Source organism: Neisseria sp. P0001.S007 (assembly GCF_051963655.1).
GTDB lineage: Bacteria > Pseudomonadota > Gammaproteobacteria > Burkholderiales > Neisseriaceae > Neisseria > Neisseria subflava_A.
Genome location: NZ_JBQCUB010000008.1, coordinates 63545 through 81986 on the forward strand (window position 1 = coordinate 63545; position 18442 = coordinate 81986).

The following is an 18442-nucleotide window of genomic DNA, read 5'->3' on the forward strand; positions in this document are numbered from 1 at the left end:
TTGGAAATTATTGGAGTAGTTAAATGATTGAAATCAGAAGTAAAAACTTTATCGCGTACAACGCAAGTGAAAGTGTTTTGGAAAGCATCATCAAGGATGTTTTCACGGGGGCGATGTTAGGGTTTTGTGTGTATATCAGCCATTGGTCAGCCTCAGTGTTTTGGACATTTATCAGCGGTTTAATGTTTTTGTCTTATCTGGGCATTAAGTTGGGCAGGTTGATGCGTGACAAGCAAACTAAGTTTGAAACTTGGTCAGAGTTTAAGACATGGATCGATAAACAAGCTGAACTTGAAAATCACTTGGCAGGCAATGTTCAAATCGTAAAAGGCAATGGAAATGTACAGGCTGGTGGCGATGTTTGGAAGGATAAACAATGAACATCGAAAAATTCAACCCGAAAAAAGACCCTAAATACATTGGCTATATTTTCCGATTTTTGAAGAAAAAATCCAAGTTGCGTGAAGCTTTAGGAGCTTATCCGCGAATTGTTAAATTTAAAGATGGATTCGGCTGGTGTATCGGCTGGTTTATTGAAAACGGTCTTGGGGACTTTATTGGCAGCAGGATTTGTTACGACTCAGAACTAATGGATGAGACATTTTGTTTTATTAAAACCCCTGAAACAGAGGTGGTTGCCGAAGTCAAATGGGACGAATACGAACGTATCGGAGGGTGTGCATTAACTGAATGGCATCACAAATGGGTCTATGCCAATAAACAAACACGCAAATGCCGACACTGCGGAAGATGGGAACGGAAAGTCGTCAAGACCGTTAAGACGGTTGAACGTCGAACATTATGGGAGAGCGAGTCATGAACATCAAATGCCCGAACTGCGGGGCGGTGCATAGCCTGGATAGCTTAATCAATGACGCAGACGCATCAGCGGTATTAAAGGCTGTATTGGAGATGGATGCGGAATTGGGCAAGGCGGCGATACGGTATATCGGTTTGTTCCGTCCTGCGAAATCCCAGCTCTCTTGGGCGCGTACCGCGAAACTGCTGAATGAGTTGCTGCCGATGATTAAGGCGCAGGAGGCGGCGCGTGACGGGGTTTGTTTTCCTGCCCCTACCGAGGCTTGGATTCACGGTTTTAATGAAACCGTTAATGCCCGCGACCAAGGCCGTCTGAAACTGCCCTTAAAGTCGCATGGTTATTTGCTGGAGATTGTGAGCCAGTGGCAGGGTTCGGGGTTGCCCTCTCCCCAGTCCTCTCCAACAGGGAGAGTGGGCGAAGGCGGCGCGCCGTCAAAACTGCGGCAGGGTGTGGCAGCCTTGGGCGAATGGGCGGGGAATGATTGGGCGAAACTGGAAATCGCGGCAGGATTTGCATTGCTCGCCGCGCTCAATCTGCCCAACCGACCGGCAGCGCAGGATATGCCGGTAGTTGCGGAAATTTGGTATCGGAAACTGATGGAGAAAAAAGAAATCGTCTCGCCGGAGTATGACCCGATACGGATTCAGACGGGGTTTAAGGTATTGCAGGCGGCGGAAACATGGCCGCACCCCGCCGAACTGCTCCGCAACCTGCCGCCACGGTTGATACCAAGGGCGATGCTGGCAAAGCCCGCGCCGGATAAGGAAAAAGGCCGTCAGAAAATGGCGGAAGTGAAAGATGTTTTAAACAAGAAAGGTCATTGAAATGGAAAATGTATATTTTACAAGTAATAACCGAATATCGGACTTAATCAGTCAACTAGAAAAGTTGAAGGCAGAGCACGGCGATTTGGTAATAACCCACAATTATTTACGAGGAGGAGTTAGAGATATTGATTTAACAGAGGTTAAGGTTGCCTATATCAGACCGAAGGAAAAACGCGAAAGAATATTGGCTTATCGTATTGGGACACACCAAGTCGGTGATTTAAAGGTCTTAAGAATTTTATAGTTTAAAAGGAAAAAATCATGATTGAACCGCACGAGTACCGTCTATTGGACGAATATTTAGAGCAAGACTGGGATGCCTTTATCAGTTTTGCTGAAACTAAAGGATTTGAAGCAAGCGAAGTATATCAACTACTCAACAAACTGGAGGAAAAAGCAAATGGCTAAAACCCGAATCAAACAACCCGCTATCGAAGCGGCACAAGACAAAGCGGAAGTTACCGCATTTATCCGCCAAATCGGCGACTTGCAGCGCGAAGTCAAACGCCTGGAAACCGAAGCCGGAGACAAAAAAGCGGTCATCGAAGAAGAATATGCCGCCAAAGCCGCGCCGATGTGTGCCGAAATCATGAGCCTGACCGAACGTGTGGCCGCATACTGCGAGGCACATAAGGACGAGCTGACGGAAAACGGTAAAACCAAAACCGTGGACTTTACTACCGGCCTGATTAAATGGCGTATCCGTCCGCCATCCGTCAAGGTAACGGGCGTGGCCGCCGTCTTGGCGTGGCTCTCCGAGAAATCCGCCTTTGCTGAGTTTGTCCGCACTAAAAAGGAAATCGACAAAGACGCCATCCTGAATCAAAAAGAGCGTTTTTCAGACGGCCAAGTGCCGGGAATTAAGATTGTGTCGGGGCTTGAGGATTTTGTGATTGAGCCTACTGAGCAGGAGTTGGCGTGATGGCGAAAATTGTGATTGAAATTGAAGATTTGCCTAATGGTAAAGTTAGCTATGTACCTCATGGAGATCTCCTTATCCGAGATGGCGGCACTCCTGCTCAATTAACTTGGATTGCTGTGCAAGATGTTATTGATATGCTTGGAAAGATTGGGGCTATACAAGGTATGTCAAAGCGGGAGATGTCGTGATGGAAAACGGAAATTTAAATACCGATGAGCTGGAATTTTTAAGAACTGCCGCACGCGATTCCTTCTACATCCACGCTCAAGTCGAAAACGCCAACCGAAAATTAGAAACCGCTTTTCTCGTGTGGGGAAAAGTGAAAGAAGGAGAAAAAGAGGCTATGCGCGCCCGAAAAAAAGCCTTTATTTATTACTGCTTCGGGGTGGTTTGGTTTTTTCTTGCGTTGATTTTATTTTTCTTTGGCGTTTAAAGCTTGATTAAAGGCCGTCTGAAATGGGGTTTAAAACCTGTTTCAGACGGCCTTTTTTATGTCTGTCAGTTTCGCAAAAAAAAACATCGACTTAATACTATATATTGTATTTTATTGGTATAATATTCGCTAATTTATACTATATATTGTATTGGAGAGATAATGCGCCGAGCGTTGATTGCGAAAATTAAGATTGCTCAAAAGGAGCTGGGCTTGGATGACGGTACCTATCGCGCGGTGTTGGAGCGCGTGACGGGCAAGCGGTCGTGTACCGAGTGCAGCATCCCTGAGCTGGAGCGCGTGGTCGAGGATTTGCGACAACATGGGTTTACGCCGAAAAAGACGGCAGGCCGTCGCCCGAACCGCCGAAGCTCTGCCGACCCGATGATGCGTAAAATTGAAGCCCTGCTGCTGGATAACGGCTGGAGCTGGAATTATGCGCACGGTACGGCGAAAAAGATGTTTAAGGTTGATCGTGTGGAATGGTTGTCCGACGGCAATATGCACAAGCTGGTGGCGGCGTTGCAGATTGCGGCGAACCGCCGTAAGAAAGGGGCTGTGTGATGTATGAGACGGCAGATTTTGGCGCGGTCAAGCATCTGCTTCCTGATAGTGTACAGGCGTTGATTACGGTCATCGGGTTTAATGAAACGCTGGAGTTGGTGCGCCTGATGGGCGGTACGACTTATCCGTTGCGGCAGGGTTATACGAAAAACAGTCAATCCCGTGTTGCGTACTTGGAGGAGATTATCGGCAGTGAGGCGGCCGGTCGGCTGGTGGAAGCGATGGCTCCGTGCAATCTGTTTATACCCCGTTGCGAGACGGCCTTGTATGAGTTGCGAAACCGTAAAATCCGCAGTCAGTTTGACCGACAGACGGCGGGTGGCACCCCCGCATATGAGGCCGTTAACGATTTGGCCTTGGCACACCGCCTAAGCGACCGCCATGTGTGGCGGATCCTGAAACAGGCGGATAAGGAAGCGGAGCAGGAAAATTTGTTTTAGAATGGAATGCCATGCAGATGTATGGCATTTTATTTTGGAGAAAAATATGAAAACGTTTTATTTTGTGCTGCTGGCGTTGGGTTTGGCAGCGTGTGGGCAAGTATCAGAGGAAGTCAAACCGACAGCCCCAGCACAGCAAGAAACTCAGCCTGACCCGAAAGTGAAAATCGTGGAGCGCCTGAAAAACGAAGAATACTTTATAGGGGAGAATAATTTAGACAAAATCCGCCGGCACGGCGAACTGAAAAGCCATGCGGAAAAATTGGTGGCATTGCTTACTCAAGCTGAAAAGGAGAGCCGCGGCATGGTGTTAAACGGTAGCAATTTGGCGGAGGTCAAGACATTTAACGAGGCTTTTATTGCTGTCGCCAAATCAGCCGATGAAACTTTCGGCGGGCCATTTTTGGAAGATAAGGCTGGATTGTATCAGTGTACCAATGCCGCCAATGCTGCATATGACTACTTTACCGCCAGACAAAACCAAAATGCTATGGTTGCCAATTATAAACAAAACTACGACAACGCTATGGCCGCTTGTAAAGAGCAAATTAAACATCCTCCTGAAGCTGAGGCAACTGTCTATGCCCGTAAAGGTATTAATCTGCCTATAAATGATTGTTTAGCCGTGTTGACCGGAGATGAACCATTTGACACATTTACTTGTCCGATGAAAATCAAATAAGGTTGAATCATGCCAAGGCCGTCTGAAATTTCAGGCGGCCTTTTTGTTGCCTACTGACACTGTTTCGACCGCTGCAAAAGCCATGCCGTTTGAAAATGTAAGCCTCTGAAAGTGCATTTTAATCTGATTTTGAGGGAGGCTTTAATGAGCAAAATTATTTGTCTGACTGCCGGACACAGTAACACCGACCCAGGCGCGGTCAACGGCTCCGACCGTGAGGCGGACTTGGCGCAGGATATGCGCAACATCGTGGCATCTATTTTGCGCGATGACTACGGCTTGACCGTTAAAACCGACGGCACGGGCAAAGGCAATATGCCGCTGCGCGAGGCTGTAAAACTGATTCGCGGCTCGGATGTGGCGATTGAGTTCCATACCAATGCGGCCGTCAGCAAAGCAGCTACGGGCATTGAGGCGTTGAGTACCGTCAAAAACAAACGCTGGTGTCAGGTGCTGAGCAAGGCTGTTGCGAAGGCTACCGGCTGGAAACTGCGCGGCGAAGACGGCTTTAAACCCGACAATGGGGGCCAGCATTCGCGCCTGGCTTATGCACAAGCCGGCGGCATTGTGTTTGAGCCGTTTTTTATCAGCAACGATGCTGATTTAGCCTTGTTTAAGGCTACAAAATGGGGCATCTGCCGCGCGATTGCGGACGCGATTGCGATGGAATTGGGAGCGGCTAAGGTATGAAAAAGTCTTTGATTGCTTTATCTATTGCCTGTTGGGCAAAGTTGAAAAACGGTTTTGGCGTACCACCGTTATCTGAAATCAAAATCACGCCAAGCCCTGTTCGGGTAGGCTATTTGAAACAACATCCGTCTATGCGCATGGGTAAGTCGGGTGTGGCAGCAGCCAAACGTGCGGCGCGTAAACGCAAGAATCGTCGTTAATCATGGGACAGGTTGAGTTTTACGAAAAGATGATTGAGCTATGGTCGCGCAAAAGCCGTGAGGCAAGCGAACAGGCGGACTTGCCTGCGTTTGATTTTACGGAGGGAGAACTGGCCAATTATCGGTAAATGCTGAAACGGCACCTGCAAACCAAAAGTGTGGAATAGCAATGCGTATTTTGGATATTTTTAAAAACCCCGCGACAGGCAATGTGTCGCACTCGAAACTGTGGGCAAACGTTGCCTGCGCTGCGGGGACGTTTAAGTTTGTGATGTTGCCCGACCCGTCGGCGGAGATCTGGGCGGTGTATTTGGGCATTGTCGGCGGCTATGCGGTGGCGCGCTCGTTTGTCAGCGTCAAACGTCAGGAGGTCGAGAATGAATCTCGTGAAACTGCTGACGAATAACTGGCAACCGATTGCCATCATCGCACTTATCGGCACGGGTTTGGCGGTGTCGCACCATCAAGGCTACAAGGCAGCCTTTGCCAAACAGCAAGCGGTCATCGACAAGATGGAGCACGATAAGGCGCAAGCCCTGCTGTTGTCGGCTCAAAACTATGCGCGCGAATTGGAACAGGCGCGTGCGGAAGCTAAAAAATCTGAAGCCAAGGCGCACGCCGTCGGTGTGGCTTTGGCACAAAAGCAGGCGGAAGTAAGCCGCCTGAAAACGCAAAACAAAAAGGAAATCGAAAATGCGCTTACTCAAGACCGCCAAAAAGCAGGCGGCGGTTGTATTGACGGCTTTGGCCATCACGGCCTGCAGCTCTACAACCGCGCCCTCGGCTACGGAAATTAAGGTTGTCGAAAAGGCGGTCATGCCGACCCCGCCTGCCGCGCTGATGGTCGCGCCGGTGCGCCCGAATCCGCCGAAGGACGGCAAGACGGCCACGCTGTTGGAACACGCTGCTGAGTTTGGCGGCTATGTTGCCGAACTGGAAAACCAAAATCAGGCTTGGCGCGACTGGGTCAACAGTCAAGCGGAAGTTGACGGTTCGGAGGGCGAACGATGACGACTTATCGTGATTTGGTACAACGCACGGTCGCCTGCCGCCATGCGGATTTAGAGCTGGGATTGAGCCGCGCACGCGAGCAAGAGCCGTTTGTCATTCATGTTTCCGACCTGTTGGATAAGGCAGGCATTGAGTACGCAGTGCGTATGGATAAGGATTTCCAGACGACCTTTTGTGTGGAGTTTTCCGCGACCGCTCCTGCTGATGTGATTGGTATTTTGCGGAAATATTACTCAGTCTTTTTTGACGGCCAAAAGGTCGAGGCGGCGAGCCGAAATCCCGAAGGCTATGCGGTGCGTATCGTATTCGGCGACGTGCCGGTTTAAAGGGGTTTTAAATGGACTTTGAATTTGGGTTTAAAACCCTGTGGCCGATTGCGACGGCGGCGTTTTGGTTTTGGGTCAACGGCATTTCAGGCCGTCTGAAAGAAGCGGACAAGCGTATCAACGACCTTAAAGAGGAGCTGCACGCGGTCAAGCTCTCTTATCACACCAAGCAGGATGCCAAGGAAGACCGCGACAGTATTGCGGCCTCTTTGGGGCGTATCGAAGACAAACTTGAAAAAATGAATGAAAAATTAGACAGGAAAGCGGACAAATGAGCGACCCGATTTTAGAAGCCTTGGCGCGTATCGAAGCCAAGCAGGATGACCTGCTTGCCAATCAGGCGCGCATGGACGAGGAATTGCAGCAAATTAAGAAAGACTGCAAGAAATCTGCTGCGGTTTATGGCGGTCTCGGCGGCGTGATTGTAACGACGGGTTGGGAACTGCTGCGAGCCAAGTTCGGAGGCTGATATGGCACACCCGAAAGAAACCCGCGAAAAGCTGCGCCGACTGTACGTCAGCGACGGTCAGACGCTCGAAATCGCGGCGATGATGTGTGAAATCCCGACTACGACCGCCCGTAGCTGGAAACGCGCCGCCAAAGAGACCGGCGACGATTGGGACAAAGTACGCGCCGCCTACACGCTGGCGGGCGGAGGTATCGAAGACTTGAGCCGCTCGCTGTTGGCGGGGTTTTTGGTGCAGTACCAATCGACGATGACGATGTTGCAAGACACGTCGGTCGAGGAGCTGATGCCGTCCGAGCGCGCCAAATTGTTGGCGAGCCTGTCGGATGCGTTTACAAAGACCGTAGCCGCAAACGCCAAAGTGATGCCGGAAACGTCAAAATTGGCGACGGCGATTGAGGTGTTGGAATTGTTTGGCGAAGTAGTCAAAGAGCGATACCCGCAACACTTGCAGGCTTTTGTCGAGTTGGTTGAGCCGCTGGGCGTGGAAATTGAAAAGAAATACCGATGAAGGTCGTCTGAAAAATGAAGTCCAAAGAGTTTTTAAAGTCGCTTGCCGAATACGCCACCCAACTCCGCCAAATCATTGAGGCAGAGGTGGACGGCTTCGACGCGTCGACTGCCGCCATTGCCGAGCGTCGGGCGAAGGTATTAGACCCGGTCAACGGTTACGAATATTTCGTAAACACATATTTTCCGCACTATGTCCGCTCGCCCGAAAAGTCGATGCTGCACAAGTTTTTATTTTCCCGACTGCCCGAAATCTTGAGGTCGTCTGAAGGCATCAACGAGGCAACCGCCGCCCCGCGCGGCGAGGCGAAATCAACGCTGGTTACGCAACTGTTTACGCTTTGGTGTGTGGTAACGGGGCGCAAGCATTACGCGGTCATCGTGATGGACAGTATCGACCAAGCCTATCCCATGCTGGAGGCAATCAAGGCAGAACTTGAGTTTAACCCACGATTGAAAACCGACTTTCCGGCGGCTTGCGGACAGGGGCGCGTTTGGCAGGCGGGGACTGCGGTAACGGCAAACGAAGTCAAAATCCAAGTGGCGGGCAGTGGCAAAAAGTTGCGCGGTCTGCGCCACGGTCCATACCGCCCCGACCTTGCCGTCCTTGACGATATCGAGAACGACGAACAGGTGCGCAACCCAGAGCAACGCGACAAACTCGAAACTTGGCTGAAAAAAGCCGTCCTCGCATTGGGTGGTGCGGGGCAGAAGTTTGACGTGATTTATATCGGCACCATCCTGCACTACGACAGCGTCTTGAACCGTACCCTGAATAACCCGTTTTGGCACGCGACTAAGTTTAAAGCCATGCTTGAATGGCCTGATCGCATGGATTTGTGGGACAGATGGGAAGAACTGTACCGCAACGATGGCGCGGAGGTAGCCGAAGCGTTTTATCAGGCGCACAAAGACGAGATGGAGCGTGGCGCGCAAACAAGCTGGGCGGCTCGCGGCGTATTGGCATTGATGAAAATCCGTGCGCGTGACGGCCATGCGACGTTCGATTCGGAATATCAGAATGATCCGGTTGCCGGTGAGGCCGCGCCGTTTGCGAACAGCCTGAATTTTTGGGTCAATCGTGATTCGGATTGGATTTTTTATGGTGCGTGCGACCCGAGTTTGGGCAAGGCCGGCAACAGCCGTGACCCGTCTGCGTTGTGTATCGGCGGGTACAACCGCCGCACGGGTGTGTTGGATGTGGTGGAGGCTCTGATTAAGAAACGCCTGCCGGACAAGATTATTTCCGACATTATCGAATTGCAACGGCGGTACCGTTGTGTGTTGTGGGGTATTGAGACGGTGCAGTTTCAGGAGTTTTTAAAGACTGAGCTGGTCAAACGCGGCGCGGCTGCCGGTATCCCGATTCCGGCACGCGGTATCAAGCCGAGTGCGGACAAGTTGCTCCGTATTGAAAGCCTGCAGCCGTATATGCAAAACGGTCAAATCCGTTTGCACGCCAGTCAAAGCACACTGATTGACCAATTCCGCCATTTTCCGATGGCAGACCATGACGACGGTCCTGATGCGGTGCATATGCTGTGGGGCTTGGTTCAAAGCAGCGCGACTGTCGGCGGCTATATTGCCGTGCCTAGAGAGCACGGTTTGTCCGGACGGATGGGGAGCGGCGCATGGTAAAACTGACACGGGATACAGCCTGCTAAGGAGTGGCACGGCTGAAAATGGGGCAAGTTTAACTTGCCCTTTTTTACGTCATGAAAAACCTACTCCGTGCGTTGTTTAGTAAAGCCGCACCTAAAACGCCCGATAAACAATCCCAAACGGCGGATATCGTTAAAAACCGCACTACCCATGAGCATCCGAGCAAAGGGCTGACTCCGCAGTCGCTTCATCGGATTTTGGAAGATGCGGAAAACGGCGATATTCAGGCGCAGTCCGAACTCTTTGTCGATATTGAGGAGAAGGACGGCCATATCTTTTCGGAGATGAGCAAACGCAAGCGCGCGGTAATCGGCTTGGATTGGAATATTGTTCCGCCCCCGAACAGCAGCGAAGCGGAACGGAAGCTGGCCGAAGAGGTTGGTGGCTGGCTCAATCAGATGACCGATTTAGAGGATATGATGTTTGACCTTTTGGACGCGGTCGGACACGGCTTCTCCTGCGTGGAAATCGAATGGGAAAACCTTGGTTCGTTATGGTTGCCCAAGGCATTCCATCATCGTCCGCAGGCTTGGTTTAAGGTCAATGCAATGGGTGAGGTGTTATTGCGCAAAGACGGCAGCCCAGATGGCGAAAAGCTGTGGGATTTAGGCTGGATTGTCCATAAGCACCGCAGCCGTTCGGGCATTTTGGCAAGAAGCGGTTTGATGCGCACGCTGGTGTGGCCTTATTTGTTCAAGAATTACTCGGTGCGTGATTTGGCCGAGTTTTTGGAGATTTACGGCCTGCCGACCCGAATCGGCAAATATGCCTCCGGGGCAGACGACAAAGATAAGCTCACCCTTTTGAATGCGGTGCGCGAAATCGGCCATAACGCGGCGGGCATTATCCCTGAAACCATGCAGATTGAGCTGCTCAACGCGGCCAACGGCAGCGCGGATCCGTTTCAGGCAATGATTGATTGGGCGGATAAAACGTCTTCAAAAGCGATTTTAGGCGGCACGCTGACCAGCCAGGCTGACGGCAAGACTGCTACCAATGCGCTGGGGCAAATCCATAACGAGGTGCGCCATGATTTGCTGGTGTCCGATGCCAAACAACTGGCCGGCACATTGACGCGCCAATTGATCCTGCCATTGTTGCAGCTCAATAAAGGCAATGTCGATGTTTCACGTCTGCCGCGCTTTGTGTTCGATACGCAATTGCCTGAAGATTTGACGGTGTACTCCGACTCTTTGCCTAAATTGGTGAAAATCGGCATGAAGATTCCGTTGTCGTGGGCGCAGGAAAAATTAGCTATTCCTTTGGCTTCCGAAGACGAGCCGGTATTGGCTTTTCAAACCGACGTTAAAACGGATTTAAAAAACGCTTCTCTAAGCTACCGCCGTGTGGCTTTGAGTAAAACTGGCGAGATTGTCGGCGCGGCGCAGGCGGATTTGGATAATGCGGACTTGAGCAAAGTGGCCTTGCCAGAAATGATTGAGCCGTTTTTACGCGGCTTAGGCCAGGCTTTGGCCGAGGGTGATAGTTATGAGGATGTGCAGGAGCGTTTACTGCGCGTTTATCCCGACCTGACTGCCGAGCAATTTCAGACGGCCTTGGCGCGTGTGGTTTTTGTGTCGGACTTATGGGGACGGATGAATGGCTGATTTGAGCTACGCATTCGGCCTTGAGCCTGAACAGGCCGTCAAGTATTTTGAGGGGCTGGGCTTTAATGTGCCGTCCGATTGGAAAGTAACGTGGAACGAAGCGCAGGCTAAGGCACGGGCGATTGCGGGCATTCACAAGCAGGATATTGTCGCGCAAATCCACGGTGCTTTGTATGAAAGCCTGAAAAACGGTACGTCATTTGAGAAATTCCGTGATGATGTGGTAGGCCGTCTGAAACAGCATGATTGGCAGCTGCTGAAAGATGGCGACATTGTGCATATAAACACCGGCGAAGTAGATGGTAAAGGCATCACGCGGCATCGACTGGAAACCATTTTCCGTACGCAAATGCAGTCAGCCTATATGTCCGGGCATTGGCAGGCTCTTGAAGATGGTCGAGACTCTGCGCCCTGGTTGCAGTATTCGGCCATTCTTGACAGCCGTACCCGACAAAGCCACGCTGCGGCGCATGGCGCGGTGTATCACATCGACGACCCGTTTTGGAATTACTTCTACCCTCCCAACGGCTTCAACTGCCGCTGTACCGTGCGGGCATTTTCAGACCGTGACTTGAAGCGTCGAAATCTTTTGCCACAAAAAGCGCAACTGGAAGATACGGAAGTGGTGGTCAACCGCAAGGGCGATACCCGCCCGGCCAAGGCGGTGAAGCTGGCCGACGGCAGCCGCTTTTATACTGATGCAGGTTTTCAGAACAATGTGGGTAAAAGCCATTTGGCCAACTTGGGGCAGTTGCAGATGCAGCGTGCGGTAGATTTACCGCCGAAGCTGGCAAGTGTGGCGGTTGGTGCTGCTTTAAAAGACCCAATGATTATGCGCTCAACCATTAAGGCAATGACCAATATGGTACGCAAAGCACAGGCAGACGGTTTTCAGACAGGTCAGTTTCTTCATGTAGGTGTGTTGCCGTTGGCGGTCTTAGAAACATTGGAGGCCAAAGGTTTCACACCGTCGGCCTTAATTTCGGTAAATGATGACAGGCTTTGGCATTCTTGGCGCGATAAGAAAGTGCGACAGTTGCCGATAGATTTTTGGGAACGTTTGCCTGAGCATTTGAATGCGCCGGATGAAATCAGGTTGTCACGTTCGAATGACCCGGCACAAAAAGATGCGCTGTTGTTTGTTTATGATTTACCAAATAGCAAGGGCAAGCTGGTTGTTACGATGGATTATAAAGCGGCGGCACGAAATCTGCTTACCGGTAAAAAAGAGAAATTCTTAACCAATATGGTGAATACAGGCGCTGTTGTTGATGACCCAAACCGGATAATCAGTTTGAATGCAATTGAACTGTTATGGAAAAAGCCGTAAAGCGTTTTGCCTGATTCGAACAGGATCACACGGGGGCTTACGCCACCGCTCCCTTTCCATTTGGTAACCCACGCTTTACGGCTTTGTTAGGGACAATATACTGATGATTGAGATAAAAATCAACACAGACACGTTGCAAAACAGCTTAAACGCCATTGCGCAACGTACAAGCAACACCCAGCCATTGATGACGCAGCTTGCCCGCATCATGCGCAATGCCGTGCTGGACAACTTCGAGGCAGGCGGCCGCCCCGCGTGGGCTCCGCGCAAGTATCCGTCCGCGCGTGAAGGATCGGGGCTGTTGCAGGCCAGTGGGCGTTTGCGCAATTCGATTACGCAGAACAGTACGGCCACGGAAGCGGTGGTTGGTACCAATGTGGAATATGCGGCCATTCATAATTTCGGCGGACAAACTGCACCGCATACGATATTGCCGAAAAACGGCAAAGCCTTAAAATTTGGCGGACGGTTTGCCAAACGTGTTAATCACCCCGGCAGTAAGATTCCTGCACGTCCGTTTATGGTTCTTCAACCTGACGACGAACAGGCTTTAGTCGATGCGGTAAATGATTACTTGGATGCCGCTCTTGGCAATTAAAACAAAAGCCGTCTGAAATTACACACAGACGGCTTTTATACACCTTTCCCTTATCTACCCTTTCCCGAAATGTTTAAATCAATCTGTGAGGGGCTTAAAAGGCTTCTGAAACGGTTTTAAACATACTCTCTTTCCCATTCTCCAATATTTCTCATTTTCGTTCCTTACTGACAGTGATTCAGCCTCTTGTGCCGGCTTGATGGCGCATGATTCGGCAATGGATACCAAAACCTTTCTTGCCGCCTTATCTGCCGCCAAAGTCGGAAATACGGACGGCTTAATCAAAATCGTACCCAAAGGCCAATTTGCACCGGTTGACGGCCGCACCGATACGGGTGTGCCGCACTGGACGATGTCCGCCGACTTGGCGCAGCAAATCATTGCCGCCTTTGACGCCGCGCAAACCGACCTTGTGGTCGACTACGAACACGCCACGCTGAAAGCCGCCGAAACGGGGCAGCAAAACCCTGCCGCCGGCTGGATCAGCAAATATGTGTGGGATGACGAGCGCGGCCTGATGGGCGAAGTGAAATGGACGCAGCGCGCCAAAGACATGATAGACAGCGGCGAATACCGCTATCTGTCGCCGGTACTCGAATACGACACGCTGGGCAATGTACGCGGGCTGCACAGTGTGGCGTTGACCAATTCGCCCGCACTGGACGGCATGGCTCTGGCTGCATTGAGCCGCCAAAACTCTATCAACCCCAAACAGGAAACAAGTATGAACAAGGAAGCTTTAATCAAGCTCTTGGGCTTGGCGGCGGATGCCGACGACAAAGCCATCGAAGCGGCTTTGGCCGAAGCACAGGAAAAGCTGGGCGGTAAAACGCTCGCCGAAGCACTGGCCGCACCCAAAGAAGAACCGCAAGGCGGCGAAGGTGGTAAAGGCGATGCCGGCAAGCCCGAAGACAAGCCGCAAGGCGGCAATGCCGACGACGGCGAGGTAGCCGAACTCAAAGCGCAAGTGGCCGCGTTGAGCAAGAAAGTGATTGCAATGGAAGTGGGCGGCACTTCAGACGGCCTGATCCGTGCCGCGCTTTCAGACGGCCGCCTGTTGCCGCATCAAGAAGCATCGGCGCGCCAACTGGCCGCCAAAGACCCTGAAGCGTTTAAGAATCTGATGGAAGGCAGTTTGAAGTTGGCCGCGTTGAGTAAAACGCAAACCGGCGGCAAAGGCGCGGAAGGCGGTGAGCCTGCGCTGACTCCGGAAGAAATCGAAGTAGCCAAGCAATTGGGTATTTCGGCTGAAGATTATCAAAAAGCCAAATAAGGCTTTAAACAAGGATTAAACCATGATTATCACTCCAGATACCCTGAAGGCGCTGTTTACCGGCTTTAAGAAAAACTTCCAAGACGGCTTGCAAATGGCGGACAGCCAATACAAGGAAATCGCCACTGTTATCCCGTCCTCTACTGCTTCCAATACTTACGGCTGGCTCGGTCAATGGCCTGCCTTCCGCGAATGGGTGGGCGACCGAGTATTCAAAGATATGAAGGCACACGGCTATGCCATCACCAACAAACATTTTGAAAGTTCGGTCAAGGTCAACCGCAACGATATCGAAGACGACAATGTCGGTATTTACGCGCCGATGATGACCGAAATGGGCCGTGCTTCCGCCGTTCATCCTGACGAATTGGTATTCGCCCTGCTGAAAAACGCGCACGCTACGTTGTGTTATGACGGTCAGAACTTCTTCGACAACGACCACCCGGTATATGACCAAGCCAGTGGCGACATTCCATCCGGTACTGTATCCAATATTTTCACCGGTACTGAAGCCGCTTGGTATTTGCTGGATACATCACGCGCCCTGAAACCTCTGATTTATCAAGAACGCAAACCTAAACAGTTCACCGCCATGACCGCCGCTACCGACGAAGGCGTGTTCATGCGCAACGAATACCGCTACGGCGTGGACGGCCGTTGTAATGTTGGTTTGGGCTTCTGGCAAATGGCGGCTAAGTCGCAAGAAAAACTGGATGCTACAGGTTTTGAAAAGGCTTACAACGCAATGGTTAGCCTGAAAGGCGACAGCGGCCGACCGCTGGGTATCCGCCCGAATGTGCTGCTGGTTCCTCCTTCTTTGGAAAACGCCGCCAAAGAGTTGGTGGAAGGCGACCGCCTGGCGAATGGTGCGTACAACCCGAATAAAGGCAAATGCAAGGTAATCGTATCTCCTTGGTTGCTGTAACCCTTTAGATAGGCGGGCTTTGCCCGCCGAAAGGATAAAAAATGGCGAAAGTAAAAAACGAAGATGAAAAAACCGAGCAAACGGTTGGCGCAACTGTGGATGTAAATCCCGAAGACGTTAAGTTGCAGGCTTCCTTTGAGGCTGAAGTCGAAAAATTGAACGCCGAGCTTGAAGCTGCACGTGTGCGTATCGCCGAATTGGAAGCTCAATTGGAACAGGCCGCAAGAGGTGCCGTTGAAGCGGCAGAAGCGCAAGAACGCTATCAGGCGGGCGGTGAAGCGGCGGCCGATGCTGAAGTGGTTGCCATCAAATCCAAACATGGCCATGCGTTTTGGCGCAGCGGGTATCACGTTCAACCGCATTTTACCTTTGTGAAACGTGCCGATTTTGAGCCCGAAGCGTGGGAGCGCCTGCTGGCCGAACCGATGGCTGTTGTTTGTGAAGCCTTGCCTGTGGAGCAGGATTAATGGCTTACGCAACGGTTGCCGATTTGGTGGCGCGTTATACCGAGCCGACGATTGCAGGTCTGACCGACCTGACGCGCTTGGGAAGCGTGAATGCCGAAATTGCGCAACAAGGTTTGGATGATGCCTCCGCCGAAATCGACGGCTATCTGGCATCACGTTATGAATTGCCGTTGCCTGCCCCTGTGCGCCTGTTGAGCCTTTATTGCTGCGACATTGCCGTTTACCGTTTGGCAACGGGCAAGCGCCAAATGACGGAAGATATGGTGCACCGATATGAGGCGGCGATTGCGTATCTCAAATTGGTGGCATCAGGCAAGGCTGGTTTGGGTGTGGCTGAAAATGCCGACCCCAAGCCGACCGTGCAAGGTGATGCGGTAATGTTTGCCGCCAAGGAAAAGGTGTTCGGCCGTGATAGCGTCTATTGAACAAGCCATCAAACAGCGTCTTTCAGACGGCCTTGGCCAAATGGTCAGCGGTGTGCATACCTACGGTGGCGAATTTGACGGTGAAGGCTTGGCTCAAGTGGTCAACCAGTTCCCCGCCGTTTGGGTCATGTTTGCCGGCATTACCGACAGCGAGCCCCATGATACGCGCCGAACACGCTACCAAGTCACTGGTCACTTTACTGTCTTGGTCGGCGACCGTGCCAGCGGCAGCGAGGCGGACAGCCGCTTCGGCGGTTTACACCGAAACGATGTCGGCACTTACCGGCTGATGCAGGCCGTGCGCCTGTTGCTGATCAATCAGACTATGGGTTTGTGTATAGGCCGTCTGAAGCCGGGCAAAGCAAAAAGCCTGTTTTCTAAGCAAATGGAGTTGGACGCAATCAGCGTATTTGCGCTGGATTTTGAAACGCATTGGTTCGAAGACGCACTGCGAGACGGCGATTGGCCACGGCCTACGGTTTCAGATGCTCAACAGGCGCAAGTATATGCCGACGTATCCGAATACCAAGGCCGTACCGATCCAGAACATCCTGACTTGAAAGGCGCAAACCTTGAGCTGCGTATCCCGCCCAAAAAACCAAACCAACCCGCCGATATGGCGGCCACCGTTAAAACCGAGGTAAAACATGACTGAAACTATTAAAGTTCGTGCCGCCGCAGGTCTGCAAGTACCTATGGCCGGCAAGCCCCATGAATATATTACCGACCAAGAAACGGTCGAAGTGCCGAATGCCGCGTATTACCTGCGCTGTATTCACTACGGCGACTTGGTTATTGTTGAGGACAAACCGAAAGGCAACAAATCATGACTTCCGCAAACGTCAGTTTCGACAAAATTCAGACCAGTACGCGTAAGCCGGGCGTTTACGTCGAATGGAACACCAAGCTTGCCGTGCGCAACCTGCCAACCAACAAGCAACGTGTGCTGCTCATTGCGCAACACAGCAATCCCAAGGCGGGCAAGCTGACTGCGCTGGCAAATATCTATTCTGCGGCCGATGTCGCCGCTGCGTATGGTGCAGGCTCTCAGGCGCATTTGATGGCATTGGCCGCTATCAAGGCTTACGCATATGCAGATTTGAGCCTGATTACCGTTGCCGACAATGAAGCAGGCGTTGCGGCCACCGGCAATATCACGATTACAGGCACTGCCGATACGCAAGGCGTTTTACGCGTCAACATCGGCAATGCCGATACGCTGACCGTCGGTGTCGCCGCCAATGCAACCGCCGCAACCGTAGCCGCTGCCGTCAAAGCCGCTATTGATGCCGAAACATCATTGCCGGTAACGGCGACAGCCTCTGAAGGCTTGGTAACGCTGACGGCTAAAAATAAAGGCACGCACGGCAACCATATCCGTATCCGTACCGGCAATACCGCCGAAGGGATTACCGTTGCAGTCAAAGCGATGAGCGGCGGCGATGCCGATGCCGATATCGGCCCCGCATTAAATGCCGTGATCGCCGAAGGTCATAATTTGATTGCGGTAGGCTGTACCGATGAGGCGAACCTCTTAAAGTTGCGCACACATTTGGAAACTGTCGGCGCGCCTGAAGAAAAACGCTGGGCATTGGGTATTTATGGCCAAACCGGTGCATTGGCGCAAACAACGACACAGGCAGGCCGTCTGAACAGCGGTTATCTGTATTCGGCCTGGTATCGCAAAACACCCAGCCTGCCATGTGAGCTGGCAGCCGCGTTTGCAGCCGTCGTGGCCAGTGAGGAAGATCCGGCTCGTCCGCTCAATACCCTGAAACTCAACGGCATCGGTGTGTGCGACAGCGCAGACAAGACTATGCGTACCGAACAGGAAAACGCGCTCTACAACGGCGTTACCCCGATTGAAACCAGTCCCGACGGCACATCCGCTCAAATCGTCCGCGCCATTTCGACTTATACCAAGTCAGGCAACGGTACGGCAGATGAAAGCCTGCTCGACATGACTACCGTGCGCACATTGATTTATGTATCGGGCGCGTGTGCCGACCGTATCGCGTTGCGTTTCCCGCGTGACAAAATGACCGAGCGCACCATTGCCCGTGTCCGCTCTGAGTTGATTGACGTGTTGATGAAATGCGAAGAGTTGGAAATCGTCGAAAACGTTGAAAACAATTTGGCCAACCTGATTGTGGAACGCGATGCGCAAAACACCGGCATGCTCAACTGCCGCGTGCCGTCCGATGTGGTTAACGGCCTGCACCAAGTAGGCATGGTTATCGACCTGTATTTGTAAAAAGGAAAGA

The 18442-nt window shown here is 51.8% G+C and carries 30 protein-coding genes; all 30 read left to right on the forward strand.

Going from position 1 to position 18442, the window contains the following annotated elements:
* The first annotated feature begins 23 nt into the window (after positions 1 to 23).
* The 30 genes from ACTHRE_RS08135 to ACTHRE_RS08280 all read left to right on the forward strand — a co-directional run bounded on the left by ACTHRE_RS08135 (position 24) and on the right by ACTHRE_RS08280 (position 18432).
* Complete coding sequence (locus tag ACTHRE_RS08135; protein ID WP_440344980.1) at positions 24 to 380, forward strand: hypothetical protein; 357 nt, start codon at positions 24 to 26, stop codon at positions 378 to 380.
* Positions 377 to 820: a hypothetical protein gene (locus ACTHRE_RS08140; protein WP_440344979.1), complete on the forward strand. Its 444-nt coding sequence runs from the start codon at positions 377 to 379 to the stop codon at positions 818 to 820. Before ACTHRE_RS08135 ends, ACTHRE_RS08140 begins: the two co-directional genes overlap by 4 nt.
* Complete coding sequence (locus tag ACTHRE_RS08145; protein WP_440344978.1) at positions 817 to 1644, forward strand: hypothetical protein; 828 nt, start codon at positions 817 to 819, stop codon at positions 1642 to 1644. The genes ACTHRE_RS08140 and ACTHRE_RS08145 overlap by 4 nt, the downstream gene beginning before the upstream one ends.
* Positions 1645 to 1908: 264 nt before the next feature.
* On the forward strand, positions 1909 to 2055 hold the full coding sequence (locus tag ACTHRE_RS08150; RefSeq protein WP_168162674.1) for a hypothetical protein: 147 nt from the start codon (positions 1909 to 1911) through the stop codon (positions 2053 to 2055).
* Positions 2048 to 2569, forward strand: a complete 522-nt coding sequence (locus tag ACTHRE_RS08155) for a host-nuclease inhibitor Gam family protein (protein WP_070630701.1) — start codon at positions 2048 to 2050, stop codon at positions 2567 to 2569. Before ACTHRE_RS08150 ends, ACTHRE_RS08155 begins: the two co-directional genes overlap by 8 nt.
* Positions 2569 to 2757, forward strand: a complete 189-nt coding sequence (locus ACTHRE_RS08160) for a hypothetical protein (protein ID WP_049343834.1) — start codon at positions 2569 to 2571, stop codon at positions 2755 to 2757. Before ACTHRE_RS08155 ends, ACTHRE_RS08160 begins: the two co-directional genes overlap by 1 nt.
* Positions 2757 to 3002 carry a hypothetical protein gene (locus ACTHRE_RS08165; protein WP_440344977.1) on the forward strand — a complete coding sequence of 82 codons (246 nt, stop codon included), beginning with the start codon at positions 2757 to 2759 and terminating at the stop codon, positions 3000 to 3002. Before ACTHRE_RS08160 ends, ACTHRE_RS08165 begins: the two co-directional genes overlap by 1 nt.
* A 162-nt stretch (positions 3003 to 3164) precedes the next feature.
* On the forward strand, positions 3165 to 3566 hold the full coding sequence (locus ACTHRE_RS08170) for a gp16 family protein (protein WP_108700385.1): 402 nt from the start codon (positions 3165 to 3167) through the stop codon (positions 3564 to 3566).
* Positions 3566 to 4006: a Mor transcription activator family protein gene (locus ACTHRE_RS08175; protein WP_002233845.1), complete on the forward strand. Its 441-nt coding sequence runs from the start codon at positions 3566 to 3568 to the stop codon at positions 4004 to 4006. The genes ACTHRE_RS08170 and ACTHRE_RS08175 overlap by 1 nt, the downstream gene beginning before the upstream one ends.
* 1 nt (position 4007) lies before the next feature.
* Positions 4008 to 4688 (forward strand): hypothetical protein, encoded by a 681-nt coding sequence (locus tag ACTHRE_RS08180; RefSeq protein ID WP_083325566.1) that lies wholly within the window; start codon positions 4008 to 4010, stop codon positions 4686 to 4688.
* A 144-nt stretch (positions 4689 to 4832) separates the two neighbouring features.
* Positions 4833 to 5378: an N-acetylmuramoyl-L-alanine amidase gene (locus tag ACTHRE_RS08185; RefSeq protein ID WP_440344976.1), complete on the forward strand. Its 546-nt coding sequence runs from the start codon at positions 4833 to 4835 to the stop codon at positions 5376 to 5378.
* Positions 5375 to 5578 (forward strand): hypothetical protein, encoded by a 204-nt coding sequence (locus ACTHRE_RS08190; protein WP_285070078.1) that lies wholly within the window; start codon positions 5375 to 5377, stop codon positions 5576 to 5578. Before ACTHRE_RS08185 ends, ACTHRE_RS08190 begins: the two co-directional genes overlap by 4 nt.
* 169 nt (positions 5579 to 5747) lie before the next feature.
* Entirely contained in the window at positions 5748 to 5984 is a 237-nt protein-coding gene (locus tag ACTHRE_RS08195) for a hypothetical protein (RefSeq protein WP_285070076.1), read from the forward strand.
* Positions 5956 to 6375, forward strand: coding sequence for a hypothetical protein (locus tag ACTHRE_RS08200; protein ID WP_440344975.1), 420 nt, complete (start codon positions 5956 to 5958; stop codon positions 6373 to 6375). Before ACTHRE_RS08195 ends, ACTHRE_RS08200 begins: the two co-directional genes overlap by 29 nt.
* Positions 6272 to 6589 (forward strand): hypothetical protein, encoded by a 318-nt coding sequence (locus ACTHRE_RS08205; protein ID WP_440344974.1) that lies wholly within the window; start codon positions 6272 to 6274, stop codon positions 6587 to 6589. The genes ACTHRE_RS08200 and ACTHRE_RS08205 overlap by 104 nt, the downstream gene beginning before the upstream one ends.
* Positions 6586 to 6915 carry a hypothetical protein gene (locus ACTHRE_RS08210; RefSeq protein WP_063076057.1) on the forward strand — a complete coding sequence of 110 codons (330 nt, stop codon included), beginning with the start codon at positions 6586 to 6588 and terminating at the stop codon, positions 6913 to 6915. Before ACTHRE_RS08205 ends, ACTHRE_RS08210 begins: the two co-directional genes overlap by 4 nt.
* 11 nt (positions 6916 to 6926) lie before the next feature.
* Positions 6927 to 7190 (forward strand): hypothetical protein, encoded by a 264-nt coding sequence (locus ACTHRE_RS08215; protein ID WP_440344973.1) that lies wholly within the window; start codon positions 6927 to 6929, stop codon positions 7188 to 7190.
* Positions 7187 to 7384 carry a hypothetical protein gene (locus tag ACTHRE_RS08220; RefSeq protein WP_049227001.1) on the forward strand — a complete coding sequence of 66 codons (198 nt, stop codon included), beginning with the start codon at positions 7187 to 7189 and terminating at the stop codon, positions 7382 to 7384. Before ACTHRE_RS08215 ends, ACTHRE_RS08220 begins: the two co-directional genes overlap by 4 nt.
* Position 7385: 1 nt before the next feature.
* Positions 7386 to 7892 (forward strand): DUF1804 family protein, encoded by a 507-nt coding sequence (locus ACTHRE_RS08225; RefSeq protein WP_440344972.1) that lies wholly within the window; start codon positions 7386 to 7388, stop codon positions 7890 to 7892.
* A 14-nt stretch (positions 7893 to 7906) separates the two neighbouring features.
* Positions 7907 to 9529, forward strand: a complete 1623-nt coding sequence (terL, locus tag ACTHRE_RS08230) for a phage terminase large subunit (RefSeq protein WP_440344971.1) — start codon at positions 7907 to 7909, stop codon at positions 9527 to 9529.
* 77 nt (positions 9530 to 9606) lie between these two features.
* A complete protein-coding gene (locus tag ACTHRE_RS08235; protein ID WP_440344970.1) occupies positions 9607 to 11160 on the forward strand; it encodes a DUF935 domain-containing protein in 1554 nt (517 codons plus the stop codon).
* Entirely contained in the window at positions 11153 to 12490 is a 1338-nt protein-coding gene (locus ACTHRE_RS08240) for a phage head morphogenesis protein (protein ID WP_440344969.1), read from the forward strand. The genes ACTHRE_RS08235 and ACTHRE_RS08240 overlap by 8 nt, the downstream gene beginning before the upstream one ends.
* A 103-nt stretch (positions 12491 to 12593) precedes the next feature.
* Positions 12594 to 13088 carry a phage virion morphogenesis protein gene (locus ACTHRE_RS08245; RefSeq protein ID WP_049335907.1) on the forward strand — a complete coding sequence of 165 codons (495 nt, stop codon included), beginning with the start codon at positions 12594 to 12596 and terminating at the stop codon, positions 13086 to 13088.
* A 217-nt stretch (positions 13089 to 13305) separates the two neighbouring features.
* Positions 13306 to 14361 carry a phage protease gene (locus ACTHRE_RS08250; RefSeq protein ID WP_440344968.1) on the forward strand — a complete coding sequence of 352 codons (1056 nt, stop codon included), beginning with the start codon at positions 13306 to 13308 and terminating at the stop codon, positions 14359 to 14361.
* Between the two features lie 22 nt (positions 14362 to 14383).
* Positions 14384 to 15286 (forward strand): Mu-like prophage major head subunit gpT family protein, encoded by a 903-nt coding sequence (locus tag ACTHRE_RS08255; protein WP_440344967.1) that lies wholly within the window; start codon positions 14384 to 14386, stop codon positions 15284 to 15286.
* 41 nt (positions 15287 to 15327) lie between these two features.
* Positions 15328 to 15753: a hypothetical protein gene (locus tag ACTHRE_RS08260; RefSeq protein ID WP_440344966.1), complete on the forward strand. Its 426-nt coding sequence runs from the start codon at positions 15328 to 15330 to the stop codon at positions 15751 to 15753.
* Complete coding sequence (locus ACTHRE_RS08265) at positions 15753 to 16178, forward strand: gp436 family protein (protein ID WP_440344965.1); 426 nt, start codon at positions 15753 to 15755, stop codon at positions 16176 to 16178. Before ACTHRE_RS08260 ends, ACTHRE_RS08265 begins: the two co-directional genes overlap by 1 nt.
* On the forward strand, positions 16162 to 16833 hold the full coding sequence (locus ACTHRE_RS08270; RefSeq protein WP_440344964.1) for a phage protein Gp37: 672 nt from the start codon (positions 16162 to 16164) through the stop codon (positions 16831 to 16833). The genes ACTHRE_RS08265 and ACTHRE_RS08270 overlap by 17 nt, the downstream gene beginning before the upstream one ends.
* Complete coding sequence (locus ACTHRE_RS08275; protein ID WP_019273002.1) at positions 16826 to 17008, forward strand: DUF2635 domain-containing protein; 183 nt, start codon at positions 16826 to 16828, stop codon at positions 17006 to 17008. Before ACTHRE_RS08270 ends, ACTHRE_RS08275 begins: the two co-directional genes overlap by 8 nt.
* On the forward strand, positions 17005 to 18432 hold the full coding sequence (locus tag ACTHRE_RS08280; RefSeq protein WP_440344963.1) for a phage tail sheath subtilisin-like domain-containing protein: 1428 nt from the start codon (positions 17005 to 17007) through the stop codon (positions 18430 to 18432). Before ACTHRE_RS08275 ends, ACTHRE_RS08280 begins: the two co-directional genes overlap by 4 nt.
* Positions 18433 to 18442 lie beyond the last annotated feature (10 nt).

Coding starts and splice junctions, on each gene's coding strand:
- ACTHRE_RS08135 (WP_440344980.1), top strand. CDS start 24: ATGATTGAAATCAGAAGTAAAAACTTTATCGCGTACAACGCAAGTGAA.
- ACTHRE_RS08140 (WP_440344979.1), top strand. CDS start 377: ATGAACATCGAAAAATTCAACCCGAAAAAAGACCCTAAATACATTGGC.
- ACTHRE_RS08145 (WP_440344978.1), top strand. CDS start 817: ATGAACATCAAATGCCCGAACTGCGGGGCGGTGCATAGCCTGGATAGC.
- ACTHRE_RS08150 (WP_168162674.1), top strand. CDS start 1,909: ATGATTGAACCGCACGAGTACCGTCTATTGGACGAATATTTAGAGCAA.
- ACTHRE_RS08155 (WP_070630701.1), top strand. CDS start 2,048: ATGGCTAAAACCCGAATCAAACAACCCGCTATCGAAGCGGCACAAGAC.
- ACTHRE_RS08160 (WP_049343834.1), top strand. CDS start 2,569: ATGGCGAAAATTGTGATTGAAATTGAAGATTTGCCTAATGGTAAAGTT.
- ACTHRE_RS08165 (WP_440344977.1), top strand. CDS start 2,757: ATGGAAAACGGAAATTTAAATACCGATGAGCTGGAATTTTTAAGAACT.
- ACTHRE_RS08170 (WP_108700385.1), top strand. CDS start 3,165: ATGCGCCGAGCGTTGATTGCGAAAATTAAGATTGCTCAAAAGGAGCTG.
- ACTHRE_RS08175 (WP_002233845.1), top strand. CDS start 3,566: ATGTATGAGACGGCAGATTTTGGCGCGGTCAAGCATCTGCTTCCTGAT.
- ACTHRE_RS08180 (WP_083325566.1), top strand. CDS start 4,008: ATGGAATGCCATGCAGATGTATGGCATTTTATTTTGGAGAAAAATATG.
- ACTHRE_RS08185 (WP_440344976.1), top strand. CDS start 4,833: ATGAGCAAAATTATTTGTCTGACTGCCGGACACAGTAACACCGACCCA.
- ACTHRE_RS08190 (WP_285070078.1), top strand. CDS start 5,375: ATGAAAAAGTCTTTGATTGCTTTATCTATTGCCTGTTGGGCAAAGTTG.
- ACTHRE_RS08195 (WP_285070076.1), top strand. CDS start 5,748: ATGCGTATTTTGGATATTTTTAAAAACCCCGCGACAGGCAATGTGTCG.
- ACTHRE_RS08200 (WP_440344975.1), top strand. CDS start 5,956: ATGAATCTCGTGAAACTGCTGACGAATAACTGGCAACCGATTGCCATC.
- ACTHRE_RS08205 (WP_440344974.1), top strand. CDS start 6,272: ATGCGCTTACTCAAGACCGCCAAAAAGCAGGCGGCGGTTGTATTGACG.
- ACTHRE_RS08210 (WP_063076057.1), top strand. CDS start 6,586: ATGACGACTTATCGTGATTTGGTACAACGCACGGTCGCCTGCCGCCAT.
- ACTHRE_RS08215 (WP_440344973.1), top strand. CDS start 6,927: ATGGACTTTGAATTTGGGTTTAAAACCCTGTGGCCGATTGCGACGGCG.
- ACTHRE_RS08220 (WP_049227001.1), top strand. CDS start 7,187: ATGAGCGACCCGATTTTAGAAGCCTTGGCGCGTATCGAAGCCAAGCAG.
- ACTHRE_RS08225 (WP_440344972.1), top strand. CDS start 7,386: ATGGCACACCCGAAAGAAACCCGCGAAAAGCTGCGCCGACTGTACGTC.
- terL (WP_440344971.1), top strand. CDS start 7,907: ATGAAGTCCAAAGAGTTTTTAAAGTCGCTTGCCGAATACGCCACCCAA.
- ACTHRE_RS08235 (WP_440344970.1), top strand. CDS start 9,607: ATGAAAAACCTACTCCGTGCGTTGTTTAGTAAAGCCGCACCTAAAACG.
- ACTHRE_RS08240 (WP_440344969.1), top strand. CDS start 11,153: ATGGCTGATTTGAGCTACGCATTCGGCCTTGAGCCTGAACAGGCCGTC.
- ACTHRE_RS08245 (WP_049335907.1), top strand. CDS start 12,594: ATGATTGAGATAAAAATCAACACAGACACGTTGCAAAACAGCTTAAAC.
- ACTHRE_RS08250 (WP_440344968.1), top strand. CDS start 13,306: ATGGATACCAAAACCTTTCTTGCCGCCTTATCTGCCGCCAAAGTCGGA.
- ACTHRE_RS08255 (WP_440344967.1), top strand. CDS start 14,384: ATGATTATCACTCCAGATACCCTGAAGGCGCTGTTTACCGGCTTTAAG.
- ACTHRE_RS08260 (WP_440344966.1), top strand. CDS start 15,328: ATGGCGAAAGTAAAAAACGAAGATGAAAAAACCGAGCAAACGGTTGGC.
- ACTHRE_RS08265 (WP_440344965.1), top strand. CDS start 15,753: ATGGCTTACGCAACGGTTGCCGATTTGGTGGCGCGTTATACCGAGCCG.
- ACTHRE_RS08275 (WP_019273002.1), top strand. CDS start 16,826: ATGACTGAAACTATTAAAGTTCGTGCCGCCGCAGGTCTGCAAGTACCT.
- ACTHRE_RS08280 (WP_440344963.1), top strand. CDS start 17,005: ATGACTTCCGCAAACGTCAGTTTCGACAAAATTCAGACCAGTACGCGT.